The following is a 20,240-nucleotide window of genomic DNA, read 5'->3' as shown; positions in this document are numbered from 1 at the left end:
GGGCATCACCGGAGGAGGCCCCCGCTCCCGCTCACCGCGGGCGGCGGGGGCCTCCTCCGGTGCGGGGCGTCACGGGGTGAGCAGCAGCTTGCCGATGTGGCCGGAGGAGCGCATCACGTCGTGCGCCCGCTCGGCCTCGGCGAGCGGGACCACCTCGTCCACCACCGGTCGCACCGTTCCGGCGGCGACCAGCGGCCAGACCTCCGCGCGCACCCGCGCGACGATCGCGCGCCGCTCCTCCAGGGGCCGGGCGCGGAGGGTCGTGGCGTGCACCGCCCCGCGCTTGCGCATCAGCACCCCGAGGTCGAGCGAGCCCAGCGCGCCGGACTGGTTGCCGATGAACACCACGCGCCCGCCCACGGCCAGCGCCTCCAGGTCGCGGGCCAGGTAGTCGCCGCCGACGGGGTCGAGGATCACGTCGACGCCGCGCCCGCCGGTCGCCTCGCGGATCCGCTCGACGAAGTCCTCCTCGCGGTAGTCGATCAGGACGTCGGCGCCGAGCGCGCGGCACGCCTCGAGCTTGCGGGCGCTGCCGGCCGTGACGGCGACGCGGGCGCCGAGGGCGGCGGCGATCTGGATGCCCGTGGTCCCGATCCCGCTCCCGCCGCCGTGGAGGAGGACGGTGTCGCCGGATCCGAGCCCGGCCACCATCACGAGGTTCGACCAGACGGTGGACGTCGTCTCCGGGAGGGCGGCGGCCGAGACGAGGCCGACGCCGTCCGGCACCGGCAGTACCAGGCCCGCGTCGACCGCGACGTACTCCGCGTAGCCGCCACCGGAGAGCAGCGCGCAGACCTCGTCGCCCTCCGCGAACCCGGTCGCGTCCTCGCCGAGCGCGACGACCGTGCCGGACACCTCCATGCCGAGGATCTCGGAGGCGCCGGGCGGCGGCGGGTAGACCCCGCCGCGCTGGCCGAGGTCGGCGCGGTTGACGCCGGCGGCCGCCACGCGGACGAGGACCTCGCCGGGTCCGGGGGAGGGCGTCGGCACCTCCTCCAGCACGAGTCGGGAGTCGGGGCCGGGGTTCTCGATGCGGATCGCCTGCATGAGGGGGATGCTACGCCGCGGGCCTCGGCGCTCGCGGTGCTCCCGTCCGGCGCGGGGCCGGCTCAGCGCTGCTCCGCCAGGAACGCCAGCACCGCGTCCTTGAAGCCCCGCGCGGGCACGGTGCTGGTGTGGTCGCGGCCGGGGACGCTCACGAACCGCGCCCCCGCCTCCGCCGCCAGCAGCTCTCCGCCGGGAGCGATCGGGTCCGCGCCGCCGGTCACGAGCAGCGTCGGCAGGCCGGGGTGCCGCCCGTGCTCCGGGTGCGCCCCGCCGCGGACGCCGTCGGCCACCGCCACCAGTGCCGCGAGGTCGTTGCCCTGCACGCCCTCCGCCATGCCGATGAAGGCGCGGGTGAAGCCGTCGTCGATCTCGCCGCCGGAGGCGACGCGGGCCCGGGCCGCCTCCGCGTCGAAGGAGCGGAGGGGCTCGCCCACCGTCAGCCCGCCGAGGCTCAGCGATGCGAGCCGCTCCGGGTGCTCGAGCCCCAGCACCCAGCTCATCCGGGCGCCGAGGGAGTAGCCGAGGACGTGGGGCGCCTCGAGGTCGTAGGAGTCGAGCACCCGCACCAGGTCGGCCACCATGGCGTCCACGCTGTAGGAGTCGGAGTGGTGCGGCTTCTCGCTCGCGCCGTGCCCGCGCTGGTCGAGCGCCACGACGCGGTACCCGGCCCGGTGCAGCGTCCGCAGCCAGCCCGACGTCTCCCAGTTGAGAACGGCGTGGGAGGCGAAGCCGTGCACGGCGAGGACGGTCGGGGCGCTCTCCTCGCCGACGGAGTAGGTGGCCAGCCGCACTCCGTCGTCGGCCACGACGTACACGGGCGGAGGGAAGGCGATCACTCCACCACCCTGCCCGCCGCCGCGGGGTCGAGGGGGCACCGCGCCGCGGACACGCCGGGCGGAGTCCCAGGAGGAGAGCCGCCGTGCCCGGTGTCCCCGGACGGTCAGCGCGGCGGACGGGTGGAGCGGGCGAAGGGCACGGCGATCCAGAGGCGCACGGTGCGTCCCTGGCCGGACCGGATCCCGAGGACGACGCACAGCACGAGGTTGAGCACGGCCAGCGCGAGGATCGCCGAGATCGTCGCGAGCGGCCAGTCGGCGCCGAGCGAGTCGCGCACCGACACCAGCGCGAGGTGCAGCGGGACCAGCATCAGCTGGAGCGCGAGGTAGGTGAGCTGCCAGTTGACGGCGACCAGGCCGTTCCGGTCGCTGAGGGTGCCGATCCGCCGCCGCGACCCCCACACCATCACGGTCGCCGTGAGGGAGATCACAGGGGAGATCACCACGAAGCCGGCGAGCGCCGAGAGCCCGGCGAACCAGACGGCCCGGGCGCCCTTGCGGTCCCGGGTGCGGTGCCGCAGCTCGTCGTCGTCCATCGCCGCCTCCTCGCGCCGGGACCAGTCTCGCACCCGCCCCCGCGTCGAGGCGGGGGATCGCCCCCGAGTTCCGGGGGTTCCCCGGATGGGGCGGGTCCGGGCTCGTCCGTAGCGTGGAGGCATCGCCGGAGCACACCGGCAGCACCGCCGGCCCGCCCGGCGGGACCGCATCCCGCCGGGCGACCGGCACCCGAGAAGGAGCACACCGTGACCACCGACGACCGCACCGCCCGCCTCTCCACCCCCGCCGACGAGCAGCCGACCGTGGACCTGGGCGCGACCGCCGTCCTCACCGAGGAGCGGCCGTCCGCCGGGGAGCGCCCCGCCGCCGAGGAGCCCGCCTCCTCGCAGCAGGCCCGCGCCTCCTACGGCACCCCCGCCGTCCCGCCCGCGGCGCTCGCCCCGGCGCCCTCGACCCCGTTCTCGCTCACGAGCCTGATCCTCGGCGTCACCTCCGTCTTCTTCGGACTGACCGTGATCGCTCCGGCCGCGGGCCTCGTCTTCGGCATCCTGGGGCTGCGGAGGGAGCCGACCGGCCGCACGCTCTCGATCTGGGGCATCGTGCTCAACTCCGTCATGCTCGGCCTCGTCCTGCTGTTCGCGATCGCCGTGCTCGTCGTGGTCGTGCTCGTGCCGCTCGCGGCCCTCGCGTCGGGCAGCGACTACCGCTGATCCGCCGCTTCCCGCGTCCCGCGCCTCCTGTCCGCTCCGGCGGCGGGAGGCGCGGTCGTTCCGCGCCCGTCGACCGGACGCTCCGCGCCCGCGTCCGCCGCCGCCCCGCGCCCCGGCGATAGGCTGGCCGCGCAGTTCGCGAGCCCCCTGCACCCTCCGGGGCCGCACGACGACAGCAACGGAGCTGGACGTGACCCTCGCACCGAGCACCCTCCCCGACCGCGACCCGGAAGGCAGAGCCCTGGACGACACCGAGACCCCCGCCACGCGCACCGAGAGCGACTCCCTCGGCTCGATGGAGATCCCCGCCGAGGCCTACTGGGGCATCCACACGGCGCGGGCCCTCGACAACTTCCCGATCTCGAAGCGCCCCATCTCGATCTACCCCGATCTCGTCCGGTCCCTCGCGACGGTCAAGCTCGCGGCCGCCCGGGCCAACACCGAGCTCGGCACCCTCGCCCCCGCCAAGGCCGAGCTGATCGAGGCCGCGTGCCGCCGCATCATCGACGGCGAGTTCCACGACCAGTTCGTGGTCGGGGTGATCCAGGGCGGCGCCGGCACCTCGACGAACATGAACGCGAACGAGGTCGTCGCCAACGTCGCACTCGAGATCGGCGGCTTCGAGCGGGGCGACTACGCCCACCTGCACCCGCTCGACGACGTCAACCGCAGCCAGTCCACCAACGACGTCTACCCGACCGCGATCAAGATCGCGATGACCTGGTCGCTGCGCCGCCTGCTCGACGAGCTGGCGCTGCTGCGCGAGTCGTTCTCCCGCAAGGCGGTCGAGTTCGGCAGCGTCCTGAAGGTCGGCCGCACGCAGCTGCAGGACGCGGTGCCGATGACGCTCGGCCAGGAGTTCCACGGCTTTGCGACGACCCTCGGCGAGGACCACGCCCGTCTCTCCGAGACCATCTGGCTGCTCGCCGAGGTCAACATCGGAGCCACCGCGATCGGCACAGGCATCACCGCCGATCCGCGCTACGGCGCGGCTGCTGTCCGCCACCTCAACGAGATCACCGATCTCGACCTCGAGATGGCGCAGGACCTCGTCGAGGCGACGAGCGACACCGGCGTCTTCATGTCGTTCTCGAGCGCGCTCAAGCGCTCCGCGATCAAGCTGTCCAAGATCTGCAACGACCTGAGACTCCTCTCCTCGGGCCCCCAGGCCGGCTTCGGCGAGATCAACCTGCCTCCGCGCCAGGCGGGATCGAGCATCATGCCCGGCAAGGTGAACCCGGTCATCCCCGAGGTGGTCAACCAGGTCGCCTACTCGGTGGCCGGGGCCGATGTCACGGTCACGATGGCGGCCGAGGCGGGTCAGCTCCAGCTCAACGCCTTCGAGCCGGTGATCGCGCACTCGCTGCTGCAGAGCATCACCTGGATGACGCAGGCCTGCAGGACGCTCCGCGAGAACTGCATCGACGGCATCACCGCGAACGTCGACCGGCTCGAGGCCATGGTCGCCTCCTCGGTCGGGGTCGTGACGGCGCTCACGCCGAGCATCGGCTACACCGCGTCCGCCGCCCTCGCGAAGGCCGCCCTCGCGACCGGCCGCAACATCGCCGACCTGGTGGTCGAGGCGGGGCTGATGTCCCGCGAGGAGGTCATGCGGCTGATCTCGCCGGCGCGGCTCTCGGGCATCGAGGCGATGACCGCGGCGCTCCCGATCATCGACCCCGCGCCGGAGGCGTGACCGCGGCCGCGAGGCGCGCCCCGGCGTAGCTGCGCCAGGGCGCCCAGCGGCGTCCGGTCTCGGTCAGCGCGCGCTCGCCGGAGGGCAGGCCGAGCGCCGCCGCGCCCCGCCGGAGCACGGGATCCCCGGTGAGCAGGACGTCGGGATCTCCGGTCGCCCGCTGTGCCACCTCGGCCGCCGTGGCCGCGTCGATCCCGGGGACCGCCAGCAGCTGCTCGGCGAGCTCCTCCCGGTCGGCGTCGAGCCGCAGGGCTCCCTCGGCGAGCAGCGTGCAGGTCCGCACCAGCACGTCGGCGGATCCGCGGAGCACGTCGGCGGCGTGCTCGGCGATCACCGCGGGGGAGGGGAAGGCGCGTGCGATCGATCCGCTCGCCACGGACTCCGGGAGCGTCGCGCCGAGCGCTGTGACCAGCCGTGCGGCCTCCCGCCGGCCGAGCAGCGCGCGCACCAGCGTCTCGGCCGGATCGACGGAGCCGGGCACGCGGACACCGGGGCGGTCGGCGACGCTCGGAGCGAGTGCGGGATCGGCCGCGAGGGCCTCGTCCACGGCCCGGGCGTCCGCGTCCAGGTCGAGAACCCGCCTCACCCGGGCGACCAGCGGCCCGACGTCGGCGACGGAGACGAGCGTCGCGCTGCAGCGGACGCTCTCCCCGTCCGCCGCCAGCCGCACCAGTGCCGCGCCCCCGGGCAGGACGAGCGAGCGCGCGTAGCCGCCGGGGGACGCCTCCTCGATGCCCGGGAGCGCGGCGCCGCCGAGCACGTCGAGCACCCCGGGATCGAACGGAGCCCGAACTGCCAGCCGGAGCTCCAGCGTGGCCGCGCCGTCGTGGACGCTCGCCTCGGAGCGCGTGCCGCGGGCCGAGGCGCGCAGGGCCGTCGGGGTCCGCTCGTACACCTCCGCCAGGGTCGCGTTGAACTGCCGGATGCTCGTGAAGCCGGCGGCGAAGGCGACGTCGGACACGGGCAGGTCGGTGCTCGTGAGCAGGAGCCGGGCGGTCTGGGCGCGCTGGGCGCGAGCGAGGGCCAGCGGAGGCGCGCCCAGCTCCTCGCGCAGGATGCGGCCGAGGTGGCGCGCGCCGTAGCCGAGCCGGGCGGCCAGCCCCTCGACCCCCTCGCGGTCGACCACTCCGTCGGCGATCAAACGCATGGCGCGCGCCGCCGTGTCGTCGCGCAGGTTCCACTCGGGGGAGCCGGGGACAGCGTCCGGCAGGCAGCGCTTGCAGGCGCGGAGCCCCGCCTCGTGCGCGGCGGCGGCCGTCGGGTAGAAGCGCACGTTCGCGCGCCGCGGCGTGATGGCGGGGCAGCTCGGACGGCAGTAGATGCCGGTGGAGTGCACGCCGGTCAGGAACCGCCCGTCGAACCGGGAGTCGCGGGAGGCGACGGCGCGGTAGCGCTCCTCGAAGAGCGGATCGGAGTCGGGCACGCCTCGAGCCTCGCACGCGGCGACGTCGAGCAGGAGCGGGAATCGGACACGGGCGTCCGCACCCCGGCCCTCCTCCACGCGCCCGGCGCGTGTCAACCGCCGACAGCGCACCCCGCCCGTGCCCTACTGTCGGCCCCATGAGCGCCTATCCGCCGCCCGCACCACCCGCCACCGCCCGCCCCTCCGTCGTGCCGACCGTGCTCGGCTCGATCGGCGTGGCGCTCCTCGGGATCCTGCTGCTGCTCGTGCTCGCCTACGTGGTTCTCGGACTCGGCGTCAGCGCCGCGGGGATCTGCGCGGTCATCGCCCTCGTCCCGCTGACCGTGGTTCTGCTGGGCGTCCGCTGGGTCGACCGGTGGGAGCCGGAGCCCGCGCTGGGCCTGTGGTTCGCGTTCCTCTGGGGCGCGGCCGGGTCCGTCGCGATCGCGCTCCTGGTCGACCTCGGCGTGCAGATCGCCGTCTACGCGTCCGGGCAGCAGCCGAGCGGATCCGACTTCGTCGGCGCCGTGATCCAGGCGCCGCTGGTCGAGGAGACGGCCAAGGGGATCGGCGTCCTCCTCGTCCTTCTGATCTGGCGCCGGACCTTCGACGGACCCGTCGACGGCATCGTCTACGCGGCCGTCGTCGCCTCCGGGTTCGCCTTCGTCGAGAACATCCTCTACTTCGGCAGCTCGCTGGTGGACGGCGGTCTCGGCTCGCTGGCCGTGACCTTCTTCCTCCGCGGGGTGCTCTCGCCCTTCGCGCACGTGCTCTTCACCGCCTGCACGGGCGCGGCCCTCGGCTTCGCCTCGAACCGGCCCGCCGTCGCGCGGCTGCCCATCGCCCTGCTCGGGCTGGCGCTCGCCGCGTTCCTGCACGCGCTCTGGAACGGCTCGTCGTTCCTGGTGTCCGACTGGTTCGGCTTCTACGGCGTGGTCCAGGTGCCGCTGTTCGCGGTCGCCGTGGTCGTGGTGGTGCTGCTGCGCCGGCAGGAGCGGCGCGTGACGCTCCAGCGGCTCGACGACTACGCCGTCGCCGGCTGGCTCTCGCCGGCCGAGGTTCGGATGATCGGCACCGCGGAGGGGCGCCGCACCGCCGCTCGCTGGGCCCGGAGCGCGGGAGGGGACCGGCCGCGGGCGATGCGGGACTTCCTCCGCTCGGCGACGCGGCTCGCGCACCACCGGCAGCACCTCCTGCTCGGCCGCGGCGGACGCACCGGAGCGGTCGACGAGCAGGTCCTGCTCGACGAGCTCGTCGCCCGCCGGGCGGTGCTCACCCGCTGAGCCGGGGCCGCCCCCGCTCAGCCCCGGCGCGCTAGGCGGAGGCGCTGCGCACGCGGCGCTCGCCGGCCGTCACGGGCACGCCGAGCCGGTTCTGCGCGGGCGGCAGCGGGCAGTTGTAGTGGGGCGAGAAGCCGCACGGCGGGATGTACGCCCGGTTGAAGTCCAGGAGCACCGGACCGGGGGTGCCCGCGTCGGCCGCGCCGCCGATCCGCTGCACGACGAGGAAGCGGCCGACGGGGTAGCTCGCGAGCTCCGGGTCGTCGCTGCGGTTGGTCGGATCGCCGAACGGGACGAGGAGCGTGCCGCCGTCGTCGAACGCCGCGACCGTGTACTCGCGGGCGCGCCCGTCGTCCACGAGCGAGAAGGTGATGTCGCCGGGCACGACGAGCTCGCGGGTGGCGCCGTTGTCGCGCAGGTGCTCGAACGGGACCGTGCGGTCCTCGGCGACCGGCTGGAACCACGCCTCGAGCACCCAGGCGGCGTCGAACGGGAAGGTCTCGATGGCGTCGAAGGACCGGATGCCGTCGGAGGCCGCGTCCCAGACGCGGTAGCCGTACTCGGGCTCGCCGGTGTCGAGGTTCTCGCGGCGCATCCGCGTCAGGGTCGCCGAGGGGCCGTAGCCGGCCAGCGCCTGCTCGTCGGCGACGCTCTCGCCGGGCTCGAGCCAGCGCGTCTCGACGAGGGCGAGATCGCCCCGGGGTCCGGTGACGCGCTCGACGCGTCGGGCGAGCCACGACTCCCAGCCGGCGCGTGCCGACTCCGTGAGGTCGATCGAGGCGCGGGAGGGGGCGGTGACGCTGCTGCTCGGAGTGGCCATGGGGCGTGCAACGCGGGGCCGTCCGGTTCTCTTCCCGGTCGATGACCGTACGGAGGACGGACACCCGCGAGAAAGAGCTCGACGCCCTGCGGCAGCGGCAGGGCCGGCTGCTCGGACGGGGCGTCGAGCTCTTCGTGAGAGAGAGGATGCTCCTCCGCGGCGCCGAGCGCAAGAGGCATCCGGATCCCGCTGTCGGCACGGCCCGCTTCGGATCGCTCGGTAGACTGGACCGCCTGTTTTCCCGCGGCCCCCGGAGCGCATCCCGCGCCTCCCGGCCCGCGGCGGCGGACCCTCGGAAGGCGGACGATGACGGACGGCAGCACTGTGCAGGCCACCGAGCTCTCTCGGGAGCGCGACTACGTGGCGGCGCTCTACGCCCGCCTCGACGAGCTGATCGCCCAGGCCCGCGAGGCTCTGGACACGGTCCGCATCGAGAGCGTCGGCGGCAACCACCAGAGCCGCTCCGAGCGCGACGCCTACGCGCGGCTCTACGAGGACCGCATCCGCTCGCTCACCGGCGCCGACGACCGGCTCGCCTTCGGCCGGCTGACGCTCGCGGACGCCGACGCCGAGCACCGCTACATCGGCCGGATCGGCCTGCGCGACGAGGAGCAGGACACGCTGCTGCTGGACTGGCGCGCCCCGCAGTCGGCCGCGTTCTACCAGGCCACCGCCGCCCGGCCGATGGGGACGCGCGCCCGGCGCCACCTCACCACTCGGGGCCGCGAGGTCCTCCGCTTCGAGGACGAGGTCTTCGACGAGGAGCTGCTGCGCGAGGGCACCGTGCTGCAGGGCGAGGGCGCGCTCATGGCGGCTCTCGGCGCGCAGCGCACCGGCCGGATGCACGACATCGTCGCGACCATCCAGAGCGAGCAGGACCGCATCATCCGGTCCGAGCTGCGCGGCGTGCTCGTCGTGCAGGGAGGGCCGGGCACCGGCAAGACCGCGGTCGCCCTGCACCGGGCCGCCTACCTCCTGTACTCCTACCGAGACCGCATCGCCTCCTCCGGCGTGCTCGTGGTCGGCCCCTCGCGGTCCTTCCTCCGCTACATCGAGGCGGTGCTGCCCTCGCTCGGCGAGACGGGCGTCGTCCTCTCGACGCTCGGCCAGCTCTACCCGGGCCTCGACCTCGTCGAGGAGGACGTGCCCGCGGTCGCCCGCGTGAAGGGCTCGGCGCGGATGGCGGAGCTGCTCAAGCGCGCGGTCCGCTCCCGCCAGACCGTCCCGGCCGAGACCCAGGTGCTCGACGTCAACGGCGAGAAGCTCCGTCTGGAGCCGCAGGACGTGGAGCGCGCGATCACCCGCGCGCGCGACACCCGCAAGCCGCACAACGAGGCGCGCGTCTCCTTCGTCAAGACGCTGCTCTCGCAGCTCACCCGCCAGCTCGCCGATCAGCTGCGGAGCCACGGCAGCACGGTCGACGAGGCCGACGAGGCGGTGCTGCGCGAGGACGTGCGGACCGCCCACGACGTCCGCGTCGCTCTCAACACCGCGTGGATCCCGCTGACCCCCGAGAAGCTGCTGCAGGACCTCTACGCCCGTCCGAACTGGTTCGCGACCCTCACGCCGCGCTGGACCGCCGCGCAGCGCTCCCTCCTCCGCCGAGACCGCGACGCTCCGTTCACGGTCTCCGACGTACCGCTGCTCGACGAGGCCGCGGAGCTGCTCGGCGCCTACGACGACCACGCCGACGCCTCGAAGAAGGCCGAGAAGGAGCAGCGCAAGCGCGACGTCGAGAACGCGGAGGCCGCCATCCGCAACATGGGCGTCGACGGCCTCGTCAACGCCAAGGACCTCGCGGCCGGCTTCGCCGAGCGCTCGGTGCTCGGGACCACCGCCGAGCGGGCCGCGGCCGACCGCACCTGGACCTACGGGCACGTCGTGGTCGACGAGGCGCAGGAGCTCTCGCCGATGCAGTGGCGGGTGCTGCTGCGCCGCTGCCCGATGCGCTCGTTCACGATCGTGGGCGACGTCGCGCAGGCGTCCGGCGCCTCCGCCGCCTCGAGCTGGGACGCCGCGCTCCGCGACACCTTCGGCCGCCAGGGCCGGGGAGTGGAGGCGGCGCCGTGGCGCCTGGAGGAGCTGACGGTCAACTACCGCACGCCCGCGCAGATCGTCGCCTTCGCCGAGCGGACGGCGCGCGAGAACGGGCTGGAGATCACGCCGGGGGAGGCCGTGCGCTCCACCGAGTGGCCGGTGCGGACGATCCGCGATCGCGGCGACGCGAGCCTCGCCGAGCGGGTGCTGGGGGCCGTCGTCGAGGACCGGGCGATCGAGGCGGAGGGGACGCTCGCGGTCATCGCGCCCGACGACGACCTCGCCGCGATCACCGAGCGCCTCGAGGAGCGGTTCGGCCGGGAGGTGGGCCGCGGAGCGACCGGGCTCGACCGCGCGATCGCCGTGCTGTCGACGAACGACGCCAAGGGGCTCGAGTTCGACTCCGTGATCATCGCCCGCCCTCGCCTCATCGCGCAGACCGGCGAGCGCGGCGCCGCATCGCTCTACGTCGCGATGACCCGGCCGACGCAGCGCCTCACGCTCGTGGAGTGAGTGCTCGCAGCCCGCTCCCAGACTCCGCTCCCGAGCGCCGTAGGATCGAGGCATGAGCAGCGAATACCTGACCAAGCCCGAGGTCGACGCCCCTGAGGGCCCGGCCCCCGACACCCTCGTCGTCGAGGACATCGTCGTCGGCGACGGCGCCGAGGCGCAGCCCGGCTCGACCGTCGAGGTCCACTACCTCGGCGTCGAGTACGACACCGGCGAGGAGTTCGACTCCTCCTGGAGCCGCGACCAGTCGATCAACTTCCCCCTCAACAACCTCATCCGCGCCTGGCAGCAGGGCATCCCGGGGATGAAGGTCGGCGGCCGCCGCAAGCTGATCTGCCCGCCCGCGCTGGCGTACGGCCCGGCCGGCGGAGGGCACCCGCTCTCCGGCAAGACCCTGATCTTCGTGATCGACCTGCTCGGCACCGAGTAGCTCCGAGCACACGACGAAGGCGCAGCTCCTAGCGGGGCTGCGCCTTCTTCACGCGGTCGACCAGCTCGCGCCAGGCACCGTCGAGCTCGGTCTCGCCGAGGCGGACGTGGTGCGTCTGCACGCGGATCTCGTAGACGAAGCGGTCGGCCCGGCCGGGGGACTCGCCGTCGGCGGCGTCCCAGGGGAGCGAGCCGAGCAGGTCGCGCCAGGCGCGCTCGTCGGGCTGCTGCTCGACGTCGACCCGCCACACCCGGCGGAGGCCGGCGACTCCGCCGCTGCGCGACACGATGACGTCCATGCGCGCGATGCTACCCGCCTCCGTCCTCGAGCGGACCGGCTCAGGCGGACAGCGTCACGCCGACCGTCGTCCAGCCGGTGCGCACGGCGGCCTCGACCTCGGAGCCGGATCCGTAGCGCTCGGCGGCGGCCCGCACGGTGAGCGCCGCGAACGCCTCGAAGTCGGCCGTCGCGGTGAGGACGCCCCCGGTCAGCACGTCGTACCAGACCTGCCCAGCGCGCTCCCACGCCTTCCCGCCGAGGGTCGTCGCCGCCACGGCGAACGCGCGGTTGGGAATCCCCGAGTTGATGTGCACTCCGCCGTTGTCGTCGTCGGTCTCGACGTAGTCGGCCATCGAGCCCGGCTGCGGGTCGGAGCCGAGGACGTCGTCGTCGTAGGCGGTGCCGGGGGCGATCATCGACCGCAGGGCCGTGCCCTGCACCTCGTCGGTGAAGAGCCCCTCGCCGATCAGCCAGCTCGCCTCGTCGGCGCTCTGGCCCGCGCCGTACTGCTCCAGCAGGGCTCCGAACACGTCCGAGACCGACTCGTTGAGCGCTCCGGACTGGCCGCGGTAGACGAGGTTCGCCGTGTACTCGGTGATGCCGTGGGCGAGCTCGTGGCCGATCACGCTCTGCGAGACGGTGAAGCGGCGGAACACCTGGCCGTCCCCGTCGCCGAAGACCATCCGCGAGCCGTCCCAGAAGGCGTTGTCGTAGTCGTCGCCGAAGTGCACGGTCGCGTCGAGCGGAAGCCAGGCGTCGTCGATCGAGTCGCGGCCGTACGCACCCTGCAGGAAGGCCGACATCGCGCCGAGGCCGTCGTACGCCTCGTCGACGGCCGCGTCCCCCGTGGCCGCCTCGCCCTCGCGGCGGACGACCGTGCCGGGCAGGGTCTCCTCGGTCCGCGCGTCCGCGATGGTGCGCTGGAGGGACTGCACGCGGGTGCGCGGCGAGGACGTCGCGGCGGCGGTCGGCGCCCCGCGGTCGGGCGCGGGCTCTCCGGGCCGGACGCGCCGGAACGGCACGTCCTGCTCGAGCGAGCGGCTCGCGGCGCGCGCGGCCCGGGCGAAGGCCGGATCGTCGAGGCGGGCGATGCGGACGAGGAGGTACGGCGGCACGACGGTTCGTCTCATGCCCCGATCCTGGCACCGACGTCCGACACGGTCCCGGGCTCGCCCGGCGGGCCCGCATGCGGTAGCACCGAGCGGTAGCGTGAGCGCGACGAGCGGTTTCCAGCGATCCGGGGCCAGGCCCCGAGGACGACGAGGGCGGACATGGGCATCATCACGCGGGGCTTCTTCGGCAAGAGGGAGGCGGACCCGGACCTCCCGCCGGGCCAGCACCTCGAGAACGGCTTCCCCGTCCTCTCGATCGGGCCCACCCCGAACATCCACGAGTGGGCCTTCTCCATCGACGGCGGCCCCGCGGGCGTCCGCCGCTGGAACCGGGAGGAGTTCGACGCGCTTCCGCACGAGGACGTGCACACCGACATCCACTGCGTGACCCGGTGGTCGAAGCTCGGCACCAGCTGGCGCGGCGTCTCGGTCGACACGCTGCTGGAGGGCCTGGAGACGGATGCCGGCTTCGTCATGGCGCAGAGCTTCGGCGGCTACACGACGAACCTCCCGCTCGCCGAGATCCGCGGCGGGAGGGCCTGGGTCGTCACCGAGTTCGAGGGGAAGCCCCTCGCGGCCGAGCACGGCGGCCCCGCCCGGCTCCTGGTGCCGCACCTCTACTTCTGGAAGAGCGCGAAGTGGGTCCGGACGCTCCGCCTGATGCCCGGCGACGAGCCCGGCTTCTGGGAGCAGAACGGCTACCACATGCACGGGGACCCCTGGAAAGAGGAGCGCTACTGGTGATGTGGACGGAGGCGGTGGCCGAGTCGGTCGCGCCGCTCACGCCCACGTCGCGCCTCCTGGTGCTCCGCGTGCCCGGGTGGCCGGGCCACCTGGCGGGGCAGCACCTCGACGTGCGCCTCACCGCGCCCGACGACTACCAGGCGAGCCGCTCCTACTCGATCGGCGCCCCGGCCGACGGGGAGCGGGTCGAGCTCGCGGTCGAGCGGCTGGACGACGGGGAGGTCTCCCCGTACCTGGTCGACGGCCTCGAAGCGGGCGACCGGCTCGAGATCCGCGGTCCGATCGGCGGCTGGTTCGTCTGGCGTCCGGAGCAGGCGGAGCCGGTGCAGCTGATCGCGGGCGGGAGCGGCGTGGTGCCGCTGATGGCGATGGCGCGCGAGCACGCCCGGGCCGGGAGCGCGGCGCGGATGCAGCTGCTCTACTCGGTCCGCTCGCCCGTCTTCGCCTACTACCGCGAGGAGCTGGCGGCGCTCGCCGAGCGGCCGGCCGCGACGGGCGGAGTCGCGGTGGACCACGTCTTCACCCGGGTGGCGCCGGCGGGAGCGGCGCGTCCGGCCGGCCGCGTCACTCCGGAGCTGCTCGCCGAGGCGGCTCTGCCGGCCCCGCTCGAGCCGACCGTCTACGTGTGCGGCCCGACCTCGTTCGTCGAGGCCGTCGCCACCGCCCTGGTCGAGCAGGGCCACGCGCCCGAGCGCGTCCGCACCGAGCGCTTCGGCGGCGCCTGACGCCTGTCCCCGCGAGGCGCCGCGCCCCGGCGGCGCCTCGGGGGGAGGGATCACTCGAAGGAGACGGTGCGGTTCTCGCCGATGTCGGGCTGTCCGCCGGTGACGGCGGCCTTGAGGACCTTGAACAGCACGACCGGACGGGGCTCGTCGGTCGCCCACAGCTCGACGGTCTCGGCCTCGACGCGGATCAGCGCGACGGTCGGGTCGTCCTTGCCGTCGGGGAACCAGCCGGCGACGGCCGGGGACCACAGCTCGTCCACCTTCGCCGGGTCGTGCACGACAGTCGCCGAGCCGGCCACCGACAGGTAGCCCTTCTTCGACTCGAACGCGACGTTGACGCTCGGGTTCGCGCGGATGTCGTCGAGCTTGGGCGACGGGTCCTGCGTGAAGAACCACAGTTCGCCGTCGAAGTCGATGTCCTGGGCCTTGAGCGGACGGCTGACGAGCTGCCCGGTGGCGTTGACGGTGGTGAGGAGCCCGATCCCGGCGCTCTTCACCATCTCGGTGATCTGCTCGCGGTCGTCGGAGTCGGCGGGAGTGATGTCGGTGTCGGTCATGGTGCCGACGCTACGCGGACCGTGCGCCGCCGCAAGGGGTGGCGACGCCTCACCGCGCGTGTCTAGCGTCGAGGCATGGACACCGAATCGACGTACACCGCCATCCTCGACAGCGGAGCGGAGCAGGAGAGCATCCGCCTCGAGATGATCGACGGCTCCCCGCAGCGCTCCTTCACCCGCCTGGCCGACATCGACGGCGAGGAGGTCGAGGTGGTCTGGGAGCTGGAGCCCGACGACGACGGCTTCCACGTCTACCGCCCGGTGCGGGTCGAGGGCCGCGACGACGACAGCGGACTGGTCTCGGACGACCGGCTGACCGACGGCGGCGGCGCCGACGCGGCCTCCGGCGACTGATCCCCGGCGCGCCCGTCCGCCGGCCTGAGCCGAGCGGGCGGGCGCGCTGTCCCATCCGGCTCGAGGGAGACGCCCCTCCGCTCAGGCCGTCGGGTGCAGGGCGTCGTACCCACGGAACCCCGGTCGGAGTCGCAGCACCGCGGCGAGGATCGCGATGATCGCGAGCCCGCCCGCGAGCGGCGGCAGCCAGAGCAGCGCGAGCGAGGCGAGCAGTCCCGTGTAGAGGTCGCCGACCCGCGGGCCGCCCGTCACCACGACGATGAACACGCCCTGGAGCCGACCCCGCATGTTGTCGGGGACCGCGGTCTGCAGCATCGTCTGCCGGAAGATCGAGCTGACGTTGTCGGAGGCGCCCGCGCCGGCCAGGGCGACCGCCGCCAGCGCGATGAGCACCGCGTTCGGCGCCGACGCGTCGTGCTGCACGAGTGCGGCACCGAGCAGGACCGCGCCGAACGCGACCACGAACGCTCCGTACACCTGGATCGAGCGGCCGATCGCGAGGCCCTGCCGGCGGACCCCGGTCAGCCGGCCGGAGAAGACGCCGCTGATCAGCGCCCCGATCGCGAACGCGGCCGTGAGCGCGCCCACCGTCACCGCGCCTCCGCCGAGCAGCACGGCGGCGGCCGCCGGGAAGACCACGCGCGGCTGTCCGAAGGTCATGGCCACGATGTCGACCAGGAAGGACATCCGGATGTTCGGGGCGCCCTTGAGGAAGCCCAGGCCGTAGCGGAGGGACTCCAGCCCCGGCCGCTGCCGCTCGCCCTCGGGCACGAGCGCCGGCAGCCCCGCGATGCCGAGGAACGCGGCGAGGAACAGCACGACGTCGATCGTGTACGTGATCGCGAAGCCGGAGGAGGCGACCAGCACGCCGGCGAGGGCGGGCCCCACGGTCACCTCGACTCCGCTCGCGATGCCGCCCAGCGCGGCGGCGGCGGGGACCAGCTCGGTGCGGAGCAGCCGCGGAGCCAGCGTCATCCGGGTGGTCACGATCACCGTCGTCGCCACCGCGTTCACGGCGGTGAGCACGTAGAGGGAGAGCGGGGTCTCGGCGCCGAGCCAGGCGAGGGCCGCGATCCCCGCGGTCGAGCCCCAGGCCACGACCGCGGCGAGCAGGAGCACCAGGCGGCGGTCGAACGCGTCGGCGAGCATCCCGCCGTAGAGGCCGGCGATCACGGTCGGGACCAGCGCCACCACGCCGACCAGCGCGACCGCGAGGGTCGATCCGGTGAGCTCGTAGATGTGCAGGCCGACCGCGACGATCGTCATCTGGCCGCCGATGCCCGAGATCACGTTGCCGGCCCAGAGCCGGGCGAAAGCCGGGGACTCGCGGAGGGGGGAGACGTCGAGGACGTGGCTGCGCCGGGGGGCGCGGGGGGTCTGGCTCACTCGCTCCATTCTGCTGACTCCGCCGCCCCGGCGGGCCGCGTCGCGCCGATCCGGGGGCTCAGGGGTCATCCCCTAGGGTGAGAGGCATGAGCACGTCATCCGACGGCGCGCCCGGGCGTCAGGGTCCTCCTGCCCCGCGAGCAGCCGGAGCCGCCCCCTCGCGACGCTCGATCCGCACCGCCGCCGAGGCGGGCGCGCGTCGCGCGGCGGCCGCCACGGGCGGTCGGCGCAGTTCCACGGGCGGCGTCCGCGCCGGAGCCGCTCGGACCGGTGCCACGGCCTCGGGAGCCCGCGGGTTCCTCCGCCGCTACGGAGCCGGGATCGTCTCGGTCCTCCTGGCCGTCCTCGCCGTCCCGCTGTCGTTCTTCGTCTGGTACGCACTGATCTCGCTCGGCGCCTACCCGGGCGACCAGGCCGTCAGCGATCTGCTGGTCGGCGTGCTCTACACCGCGCTCGTGCACGCGGTCCTGCTCGCCGGGATCCTGCTCGCCGTCTCCACCCTCCGCGCCCGTCGTCGCGAGAAGCGCCCGCCGATCGCCGGCTGGATCGGCGTGGTCCTCAACGTCCTCGTGCTCGTCTACTGGCAGCTGCTGGTCTCGCCGTGGCTCGTCGTGCTCTGGAACCGGGCCACCGGCTCCTGATACCGCCCTCCCTCTGGTAGAGTCGTCCGGTTGCCGTTCGACGGCCGCGGATCAAGAGAGCCCACGCATCAGGCGCCGGGCACCGCGCAACGAGAGAGAGGGGATCCCATATATGGCACTCGAAGCAGATGTCAAGAAGGCGATCATCGAAGAGTACGCGACCCACCCCGGTGACACCGGATCCCCCGAGGTGCAGGTGGCCGTCCTGACCAAGCGGATCAAGGACCTCACCGAGCACCTCAAGGAGCACAAGCACGACCACCACTCGCGTCGTGGTCTGCTGCTGCTCGTGGGTCAGCGTCGTCGACTCCTCGGCTACCTGTCGGATGTGGACATCAACCGCTACCGCTCGCTGATCGAGCGTCTCGGTCTGCGCCGCTAGCTCCTCCCGGAGCAGGGCGCGGTCTCGATGACACCGCGAACTTCTTGCCGAACGGGCCGTTCTCCTCGCGGAGGGCGGCCCGTTCCGCGTTCCCGGGCGGACGAGGCGCGCGGCGCCGGTCAGGGCAGGGGAGCGGGGCGGTCGATTCCGCCCCACGAGTAGCCGCTCGAGGCCGAGAACCAGTCGGCCGCGGCCCGCTGGAGCGCCGTGTCCTCCTCGGGGCGGCCGGGAGCCTCCACGGCGTCGACGAGCCCGGGCAGGGCGATCCGCCAGGCCGCCGCGCTGCGCTGGGCGCGGGCCCAGTCGCGCGCGCACACCGGGTCCTCGGCCGCCGCGGCGAGAGCCCGCGGCGAGGTCACCCGCCAGCCGGTGTCCGACTCCGCGACCACGACCGCGCAGGTGAGCGCGGCGCCGCGGATGATGCTGTCGGGACCGGCGGAGGGGCCGATCGCCTGATCCTGAGACGCGACCACCGCGGTGAGCGCGAGCTGCAGCCGGGTCGAGGGCTCGTCGGGCCGCGGTCTGATCCTCCCGTCGCCGGCCGAGACCGAGGCCGCCGATCCGGGTGCGAGGAGCAGCCCGGAGGAGGACTGCGACGCGTGCAGGCTCAGCAGACCCGTCACTCCGTCCGTCCCGCTCGTCACGCCCCGCACCGAGGAGTCGCCGAGACTCCAGACGACGGGGGTGCGGTTGTGGATCGTGAGGCGCCGGTGGTCCTCGTCGAGGCAGGCCACGAGGTGGCCGGCCGGCACGCCCGCTCCGCCCTCGAAGGCGGACGAGGCGGCCAGCAGCTCCCGGGCGTCGTCACACTGGGCGGGGGCGTCGGAGGCGGCGGCGGCCTGGTCGGCGACCGGCGCCCGGGGGGCGAGGGAGCCCTGCACGCCCGCGACCGCCGCCGTGGTGAGCGCCGCGGCGGCGAGGAGGAGGACCACGCCGCGCCTGCCCATCCTCCGCACCTCCTGGTCGGAGGCTAGCCCGGCGCGGGCGCTCGGGCCAGCGCCGCGAGGGGCTCGCGAAGCGTCCGGCAGGAATTCTTTCGAGGAATCTCAGACCGGGTGCATCCGAGGAGGCGCCTCGGCCGGAAGTAGTGGTGAAGGCCCTTCTCGACCACCCCCCGACCCCTCGCGGGTCCCATCGTGAAAGAGGAACACCGTGACCACCTCCCGCTTCTCCCGCAGCCTGCTCGCCGGTGCCTGCATCGGAACCCTGGCCGTCGTCGGCATCGCCGCCACGCCCGCCGCCGCCGCCGACGCCGACTCGGCCGACCTCTCGGTCCTGCACGCCGTCCCCGACACCCCGGTCGACGTCTACGTCGACGGCAAGCTGACGCTCGACGACTTCACCCCCGGCTCGCTCGCCGGCCCGCTCGACCTCCCCACCGGCACCTACAAGGTCGCCATCACGGCCTCCACCGCCGCGGACGCCAGCGCCCCCGTGATCGGCCCGATCGACATCAGCCTCGAGGCGGGGAAGAGCTACACCGTCGCGGCGCACCTCAAGCCGGACAACACCCCCACCGCGACCCTCTTCACCAATGACATCTCGAAGACCGCCGCGGGCGAGGGCCGGCTCACGGTCCGCCACATCGCCGCCGCTCCGGCCGTGGACATCCTCGCCGGAGGGTCGCCCGTCCTGACGAACGTGACGAACCCGAACGAGGGCGTGCTGAACCTCGCCCCGGCCACGATCTCGACCGTGGTCGCCGCGACCGGGACCACCGCGCCGGTCATCGGCCCGGCCGACGTGCAGGTCCAGGAGGGCGTGAACACGATCGTCTACGCCTGGGGCAGCCTGGAGAAGGGCAACCTCGCTCTCGCGACGCAGACCATCGACGGACTGCACTCCTCGCCGTCGGGCGTCCCCGCCGGTGAGGCCGGCCTCGCCGCGGACAACCGTCCCGACGCCGCCGCGGGCTGGTGGGGCGGAGCACTGCTCGCCGCCCTCGCCGCCGCCGGCGCCGTGCTGATCGGCCGCCGCACCGCCGCCTCGCGTCGCTGACCCGAGGCTCCGACCGCCGGGTCGGCCGTGCTGGAGCGCGGCCGTCCCGGCACCCCCGACCACGACCCAGGAGGACGCCATGAGCCGGAGCCCCTTCCCTCTGCGCGTCCTCGCCGTGGTCGGGCTGATCGTGGCCGGTGCCGGTCTCGCCGGATGCGCGGCGCAGGAGTCCCGGGTGGAGCCCGCTCCCGCCGCCGTCTCCTCGGCGCCCCAGCAGCCGGTGCCGGCCACGGTCCCCTCCTCGCCCGCGGCGGCCCTGCCGGAAGCGGTGCCGTCCGTCCCGGTGGCGGACGCCCGGCTCGGCGCGACCCCCGCCCCCACCGCGCTCGCTCCCGAGCGGCTCGTCGTCGACGGGCTCCCCGTCGACATGGCCGTCGAGCCGGTCGGAGTCGCGGACGACGGCACGATGGAGCTCGTGCCCGACACGCAGGTCGCCGGCTGGTACCGCTTCGGCGCCGGCCTCGACGAGCCGGAGGGCACGGTCGTGATCGCCGCGCACGTCGACTCCCTCGCCTACGGCCTCGGGCCGTTCGTCGAGCTGAAGAAGGCGGTCCCGGGCCAGACCGTGACCCTCACCGGCGCGGACGGCGCGGAGCGCGCGTACACCGTCTCGACGGTGGAGACCACGGAGAAGACCACGGTCGACCTCTCGGCCGTGTTCGCCGCCGACGGACCGCCGCGGCTGGTCCTGATCACCTGCGGCGGCGACTTCGACTACGACACCCGCCACTACCTCAGCAACGTGGTGGTCACGGCCGTCCAGGCCGGCTGACCCGCCCGCCCGAGCCTCAGCGAC

The 20,240-nt window shown here is 74.2% G+C and carries 22 protein-coding genes; 12 read left to right on the top strand and 10 right to left on the bottom strand.

Annotated elements, in window-relative coordinates; translation table 11 throughout:
- Positions 1–69 precede the first annotated feature (69 nt).
- The 3 genes from C5C44_RS06620 to C5C44_RS06610 all read right to left on the bottom strand — a co-directional run bounded on the left by C5C44_RS06620 (position 70) and on the right by C5C44_RS06610 (position 2,419).
- Positions 70–1,047: an NAD(P)H-quinone oxidoreductase gene (locus C5C44_RS06620; protein ID WP_104255551.1), complete on the bottom strand. Its 978-nt coding sequence runs from the start codon at positions 1,045–1,047 to the stop codon at positions 70–72.
- A 62-nt stretch (positions 1,048–1,109) separates the two neighbouring features.
- Positions 1,110–1,883 carry an alpha/beta fold hydrolase gene (locus C5C44_RS06615; RefSeq protein WP_181132750.1) on the bottom strand — a complete coding sequence of 258 codons (774 nt, stop codon included), beginning with the start codon at positions 1,881–1,883 and terminating at the stop codon, positions 1,110–1,112.
- 104 nt (positions 1,884–1,987) lie between these two features.
- The gene (locus tag C5C44_RS06610) at positions 1,988–2,419 is read right to left on the bottom strand and encodes a DUF4870 domain-containing protein (protein ID WP_159939525.1); all 432 of its coding nucleotides are present in this window, start codon (positions 2,417–2,419) and stop codon (positions 1,988–1,990) included.
- A gap of 207 nt (positions 2,420–2,626) precedes the next feature.
- Between C5C44_RS06610 and C5C44_RS06605 the strand changes: the two genes are divergently transcribed.
- Together C5C44_RS06605 and C5C44_RS06600 are read left to right on the top strand one after the other, a co-directional pair.
- Positions 2,627–3,091 (top strand): DUF4190 domain-containing protein, encoded by a 465-nt coding sequence (locus C5C44_RS06605; protein ID WP_104233242.1) that lies wholly within the window; start codon positions 2,627–2,629, stop codon positions 3,089–3,091.
- Between the two features lie 241 nt (positions 3,092–3,332).
- Entirely contained in the window at positions 3,333–4,787 is a 1,455-nt protein-coding gene (locus C5C44_RS06600; protein ID WP_258064082.1) for an aspartate ammonia-lyase, read from the top strand.
- Here C5C44_RS06600 and C5C44_RS06595 read toward each other — a convergent pair.
- Positions 4,762–6,210, bottom strand: coding sequence for an Ada metal-binding domain-containing protein (locus C5C44_RS06595; protein ID WP_181132748.1), 1,449 nt, complete (start codon positions 6,208–6,210; stop codon positions 4,762–4,764). The genes C5C44_RS06600 and C5C44_RS06595 overlap by 26 nt on opposite strands.
- A gap of 137 nt (positions 6,211–6,347) precedes the next feature.
- Here C5C44_RS06595 and C5C44_RS06590 point away from each other — a divergent pair, with 137 nt between their 5' ends.
- Positions 6,348–7,472: a PrsW family intramembrane metalloprotease gene (locus tag C5C44_RS06590; RefSeq protein ID WP_104335559.1), complete on the top strand. Its 1,125-nt coding sequence runs from the start codon at positions 6,348–6,350 to the stop codon at positions 7,470–7,472.
- A 31-nt stretch (positions 7,473–7,503) separates the two neighbouring features.
- On the opposite strand, the gene C5C44_RS06585 is transcribed toward C5C44_RS06590, so the two are convergent.
- Positions 7,504–8,289, bottom strand: a complete 786-nt coding sequence (locus tag C5C44_RS06585) for a DUF1684 domain-containing protein (protein ID WP_104335558.1) — start codon at positions 8,287–8,289, stop codon at positions 7,504–7,506.
- Between the two features lie 306 nt (positions 8,290–8,595).
- Here C5C44_RS06585 and C5C44_RS06580 point away from each other — a divergent pair, with 306 nt between their 5' ends.
- Both C5C44_RS06580 and C5C44_RS06575 read left to right on the top strand, forming a co-directional pair.
- Complete coding sequence (locus C5C44_RS06580; RefSeq protein ID WP_104335557.1) at positions 8,596–10,839, top strand: UvrD-helicase domain-containing protein; 2,244 nt, start codon at positions 8,596–8,598, stop codon at positions 10,837–10,839.
- A 52-nt stretch (positions 10,840–10,891) separates the two neighbouring features.
- The gene (locus tag C5C44_RS06575; RefSeq protein WP_104335556.1) at positions 10,892–11,266 is read left to right on the top strand and encodes an FKBP-type peptidyl-prolyl cis-trans isomerase; all 375 of its coding nucleotides are present in this window, start codon (positions 10,892–10,894) and stop codon (positions 11,264–11,266) included.
- Between the two features lie 28 nt (positions 11,267–11,294).
- Here the strand turns inward: C5C44_RS06575 and C5C44_RS06570 are convergent, their stop codons facing one another.
- Both C5C44_RS06570 and C5C44_RS06565 read right to left on the bottom strand, forming a co-directional pair.
- Positions 11,295–11,564 (bottom strand): protealysin inhibitor emfourin, encoded by a 270-nt coding sequence (locus tag C5C44_RS06570; RefSeq protein ID WP_104233246.1) that lies wholly within the window; start codon positions 11,562–11,564, stop codon positions 11,295–11,297.
- Positions 11,565–11,604: 40 nt separating this feature from the next.
- Positions 11,605–12,675: a M4 family metallopeptidase gene (locus tag C5C44_RS06565; RefSeq protein WP_104260613.1), complete on the bottom strand. Its 1,071-nt coding sequence runs from the start codon at positions 12,673–12,675 to the stop codon at positions 11,605–11,607.
- 141 nt (positions 12,676–12,816) lie between these two features.
- Here C5C44_RS06565 and C5C44_RS06560 point away from each other — a divergent pair, with 141 nt between their 5' ends.
- Both C5C44_RS06560 and C5C44_RS06555 read left to right on the top strand, forming a co-directional pair.
- Positions 12,817–13,401, top strand: a complete 585-nt coding sequence (locus tag C5C44_RS06560) for a molybdopterin-dependent oxidoreductase (protein WP_104224820.1) — start codon at positions 12,817–12,819, stop codon at positions 13,399–13,401.
- Positions 13,401–14,126, top strand: a complete 726-nt coding sequence (locus tag C5C44_RS06555; RefSeq protein WP_104335555.1) for a ferredoxin reductase — start codon at positions 13,401–13,403, stop codon at positions 14,124–14,126. Before C5C44_RS06560 ends, C5C44_RS06555 begins: the two co-directional genes overlap by 1 nt.
- A 50-nt stretch (positions 14,127–14,176) precedes the next feature.
- Here the strand turns inward: C5C44_RS06555 and C5C44_RS06550 are convergent, their stop codons facing one another.
- Positions 14,177–14,683 (bottom strand): pyridoxamine 5'-phosphate oxidase family protein, encoded by a 507-nt coding sequence (locus C5C44_RS06550; RefSeq protein ID WP_104335554.1) that lies wholly within the window; start codon positions 14,681–14,683, stop codon positions 14,177–14,179.
- Positions 14,684–14,758: 75 nt separating this feature from the next.
- Here C5C44_RS06550 and C5C44_RS06545 point away from each other — a divergent pair, with 75 nt between their 5' ends.
- Positions 14,759–15,037, top strand: coding sequence for a hypothetical protein (locus C5C44_RS06545; protein WP_104224817.1), 279 nt, complete (start codon positions 14,759–14,761; stop codon positions 15,035–15,037).
- Between the two features lie 81 nt (positions 15,038–15,118).
- On the opposite strand, the gene C5C44_RS06540 is transcribed toward C5C44_RS06545, so the two are convergent.
- Positions 15,119–16,423: an MFS transporter gene (locus C5C44_RS06540; RefSeq protein ID WP_258062855.1), complete on the bottom strand. Its 1,305-nt coding sequence runs from the start codon at positions 16,421–16,423 to the stop codon at positions 15,119–15,121.
- Between the two features lie 86 nt (positions 16,424–16,509).
- On the opposite strand from C5C44_RS06540, the gene C5C44_RS06535 reads away from it, so the two are divergent.
- Together C5C44_RS06535 and rpsO are read left to right on the top strand one after the other, a co-directional pair.
- Entirely contained in the window at positions 16,510–17,064 is a 555-nt protein-coding gene (locus tag C5C44_RS06535) for a hypothetical protein (protein ID WP_104224815.1), read from the top strand.
- Positions 17,065–17,176: 112 nt separating this feature from the next.
- Positions 17,177–17,446, top strand: a complete 270-nt coding sequence (gene rpsO / locus C5C44_RS06530) for a 30S ribosomal protein S15 (protein WP_068252328.1) — start codon at positions 17,177–17,179, stop codon at positions 17,444–17,446.
- A 119-nt stretch (positions 17,447–17,565) separates the two neighbouring features.
- Here rpsO and C5C44_RS06525 read toward each other — a convergent pair whose 3' ends face one another.
- Positions 17,566–18,393: a hypothetical protein gene (locus C5C44_RS06525; RefSeq protein ID WP_104335553.1), complete on the bottom strand. Its 828-nt coding sequence runs from the start codon at positions 18,391–18,393 to the stop codon at positions 17,566–17,568.
- A gap of 205 nt (positions 18,394–18,598) precedes the next feature.
- Here C5C44_RS06525 and C5C44_RS06520 point away from each other — a divergent pair, with 205 nt between their 5' ends.
- Together C5C44_RS06520 and C5C44_RS06515 are read left to right on the top strand one after the other, a co-directional pair.
- Positions 18,599–19,444, top strand: coding sequence for a DUF4397 domain-containing protein (locus tag C5C44_RS06520; RefSeq protein WP_104224813.1), 846 nt, complete (start codon positions 18,599–18,601; stop codon positions 19,442–19,444).
- 79 nt (positions 19,445–19,523) lie between these two features.
- Positions 19,524–20,216: a class F sortase gene (locus C5C44_RS06515; protein WP_104335552.1), complete on the top strand. Its 693-nt coding sequence runs from the start codon at positions 19,524–19,526 to the stop codon at positions 20,214–20,216.
- Positions 20,217–20,240: the final 24 nt, after the last annotated feature.

The sequence above is a fragment of the Rathayibacter sp. AY1F6 genome (assembly GCF_002932035.1).
In the GTDB taxonomy this organism is placed as follows: Bacteria; Actinomycetota; Actinomycetes; order Actinomycetales; family Microbacteriaceae; genus Rathayibacter.
The sequence above is the reverse complement of the archived record's forward strand: the minus strand, read 5'-3'. Positions and strand labels throughout refer to the sequence as shown.

Coding starts and splice junctions, on each gene's coding strand:
- C5C44_RS06580 (WP_104335557.1), top strand. CDS start 8,596: ATGACGGACGGCAGCACTGTGCAGGCCACCGAGCTCTCTCGGGAGCGC.
- C5C44_RS06535 (WP_104224815.1), top strand. CDS start 16,510: ATGAGCACGTCATCCGACGGCGCGCCCGGGCGTCAGGGTCCTCCTGCC.
- C5C44_RS06575 (WP_104335556.1), top strand. CDS start 10,892: ATGAGCAGCGAATACCTGACCAAGCCCGAGGTCGACGCCCCTGAGGGC.
- C5C44_RS06545 (WP_104224817.1), top strand. CDS start 14,759: ATGGACACCGAATCGACGTACACCGCCATCCTCGACAGCGGAGCGGAG.
- C5C44_RS06550 (WP_104335554.1), bottom strand. CDS start 14,683: ATGACCGACACCGACATCACTCCCGCCGACTCCGACGACCGCGAGCAG.
- C5C44_RS06555 (WP_104335555.1), top strand. CDS start 13,401: ATGTGGACGGAGGCGGTGGCCGAGTCGGTCGCGCCGCTCACGCCCACG.
- rpsO (WP_068252328.1), top strand. CDS start 17,177: ATGGCACTCGAAGCAGATGTCAAGAAGGCGATCATCGAAGAGTACGCG.
- C5C44_RS06585 (WP_104335558.1), bottom strand. CDS start 8,289: ATGGCCACTCCGAGCAGCAGCGTCACCGCCCCCTCCCGCGCCTCGATC.
- C5C44_RS06560 (WP_104224820.1), top strand. CDS start 12,817: ATGGGCATCATCACGCGGGGCTTCTTCGGCAAGAGGGAGGCGGACCCG.
- C5C44_RS06590 (WP_104335559.1), top strand. CDS start 6,348: ATGAGCGCCTATCCGCCGCCCGCACCACCCGCCACCGCCCGCCCCTCC.
- C5C44_RS06610 (WP_159939525.1), bottom strand. CDS start 2,419: ATGGACGACGACGAGCTGCGGCACCGCACCCGGGACCGCAAGGGCGCC.
- C5C44_RS06525 (WP_104335553.1), bottom strand. CDS start 18,393: ATGGGCAGGCGCGGCGTGGTCCTCCTCCTCGCCGCCGCGGCGCTCACC.
- C5C44_RS06570 (WP_104233246.1), bottom strand. CDS start 11,564: ATGGACGTCATCGTGTCGCGCAGCGGCGGAGTCGCCGGCCTCCGCCGG.
- C5C44_RS06620 (WP_104255551.1), bottom strand. CDS start 1,047: ATGCAGGCGATCCGCATCGAGAACCCCGGCCCCGACTCCCGACTCGTG.
- C5C44_RS06565 (WP_104260613.1), bottom strand. CDS start 12,675: ATGAGACGAACCGTCGTGCCGCCGTACCTCCTCGTCCGCATCGCCCGC.
- C5C44_RS06515 (WP_104335552.1), top strand. CDS start 19,524: ATGAGCCGGAGCCCCTTCCCTCTGCGCGTCCTCGCCGTGGTCGGGCTG.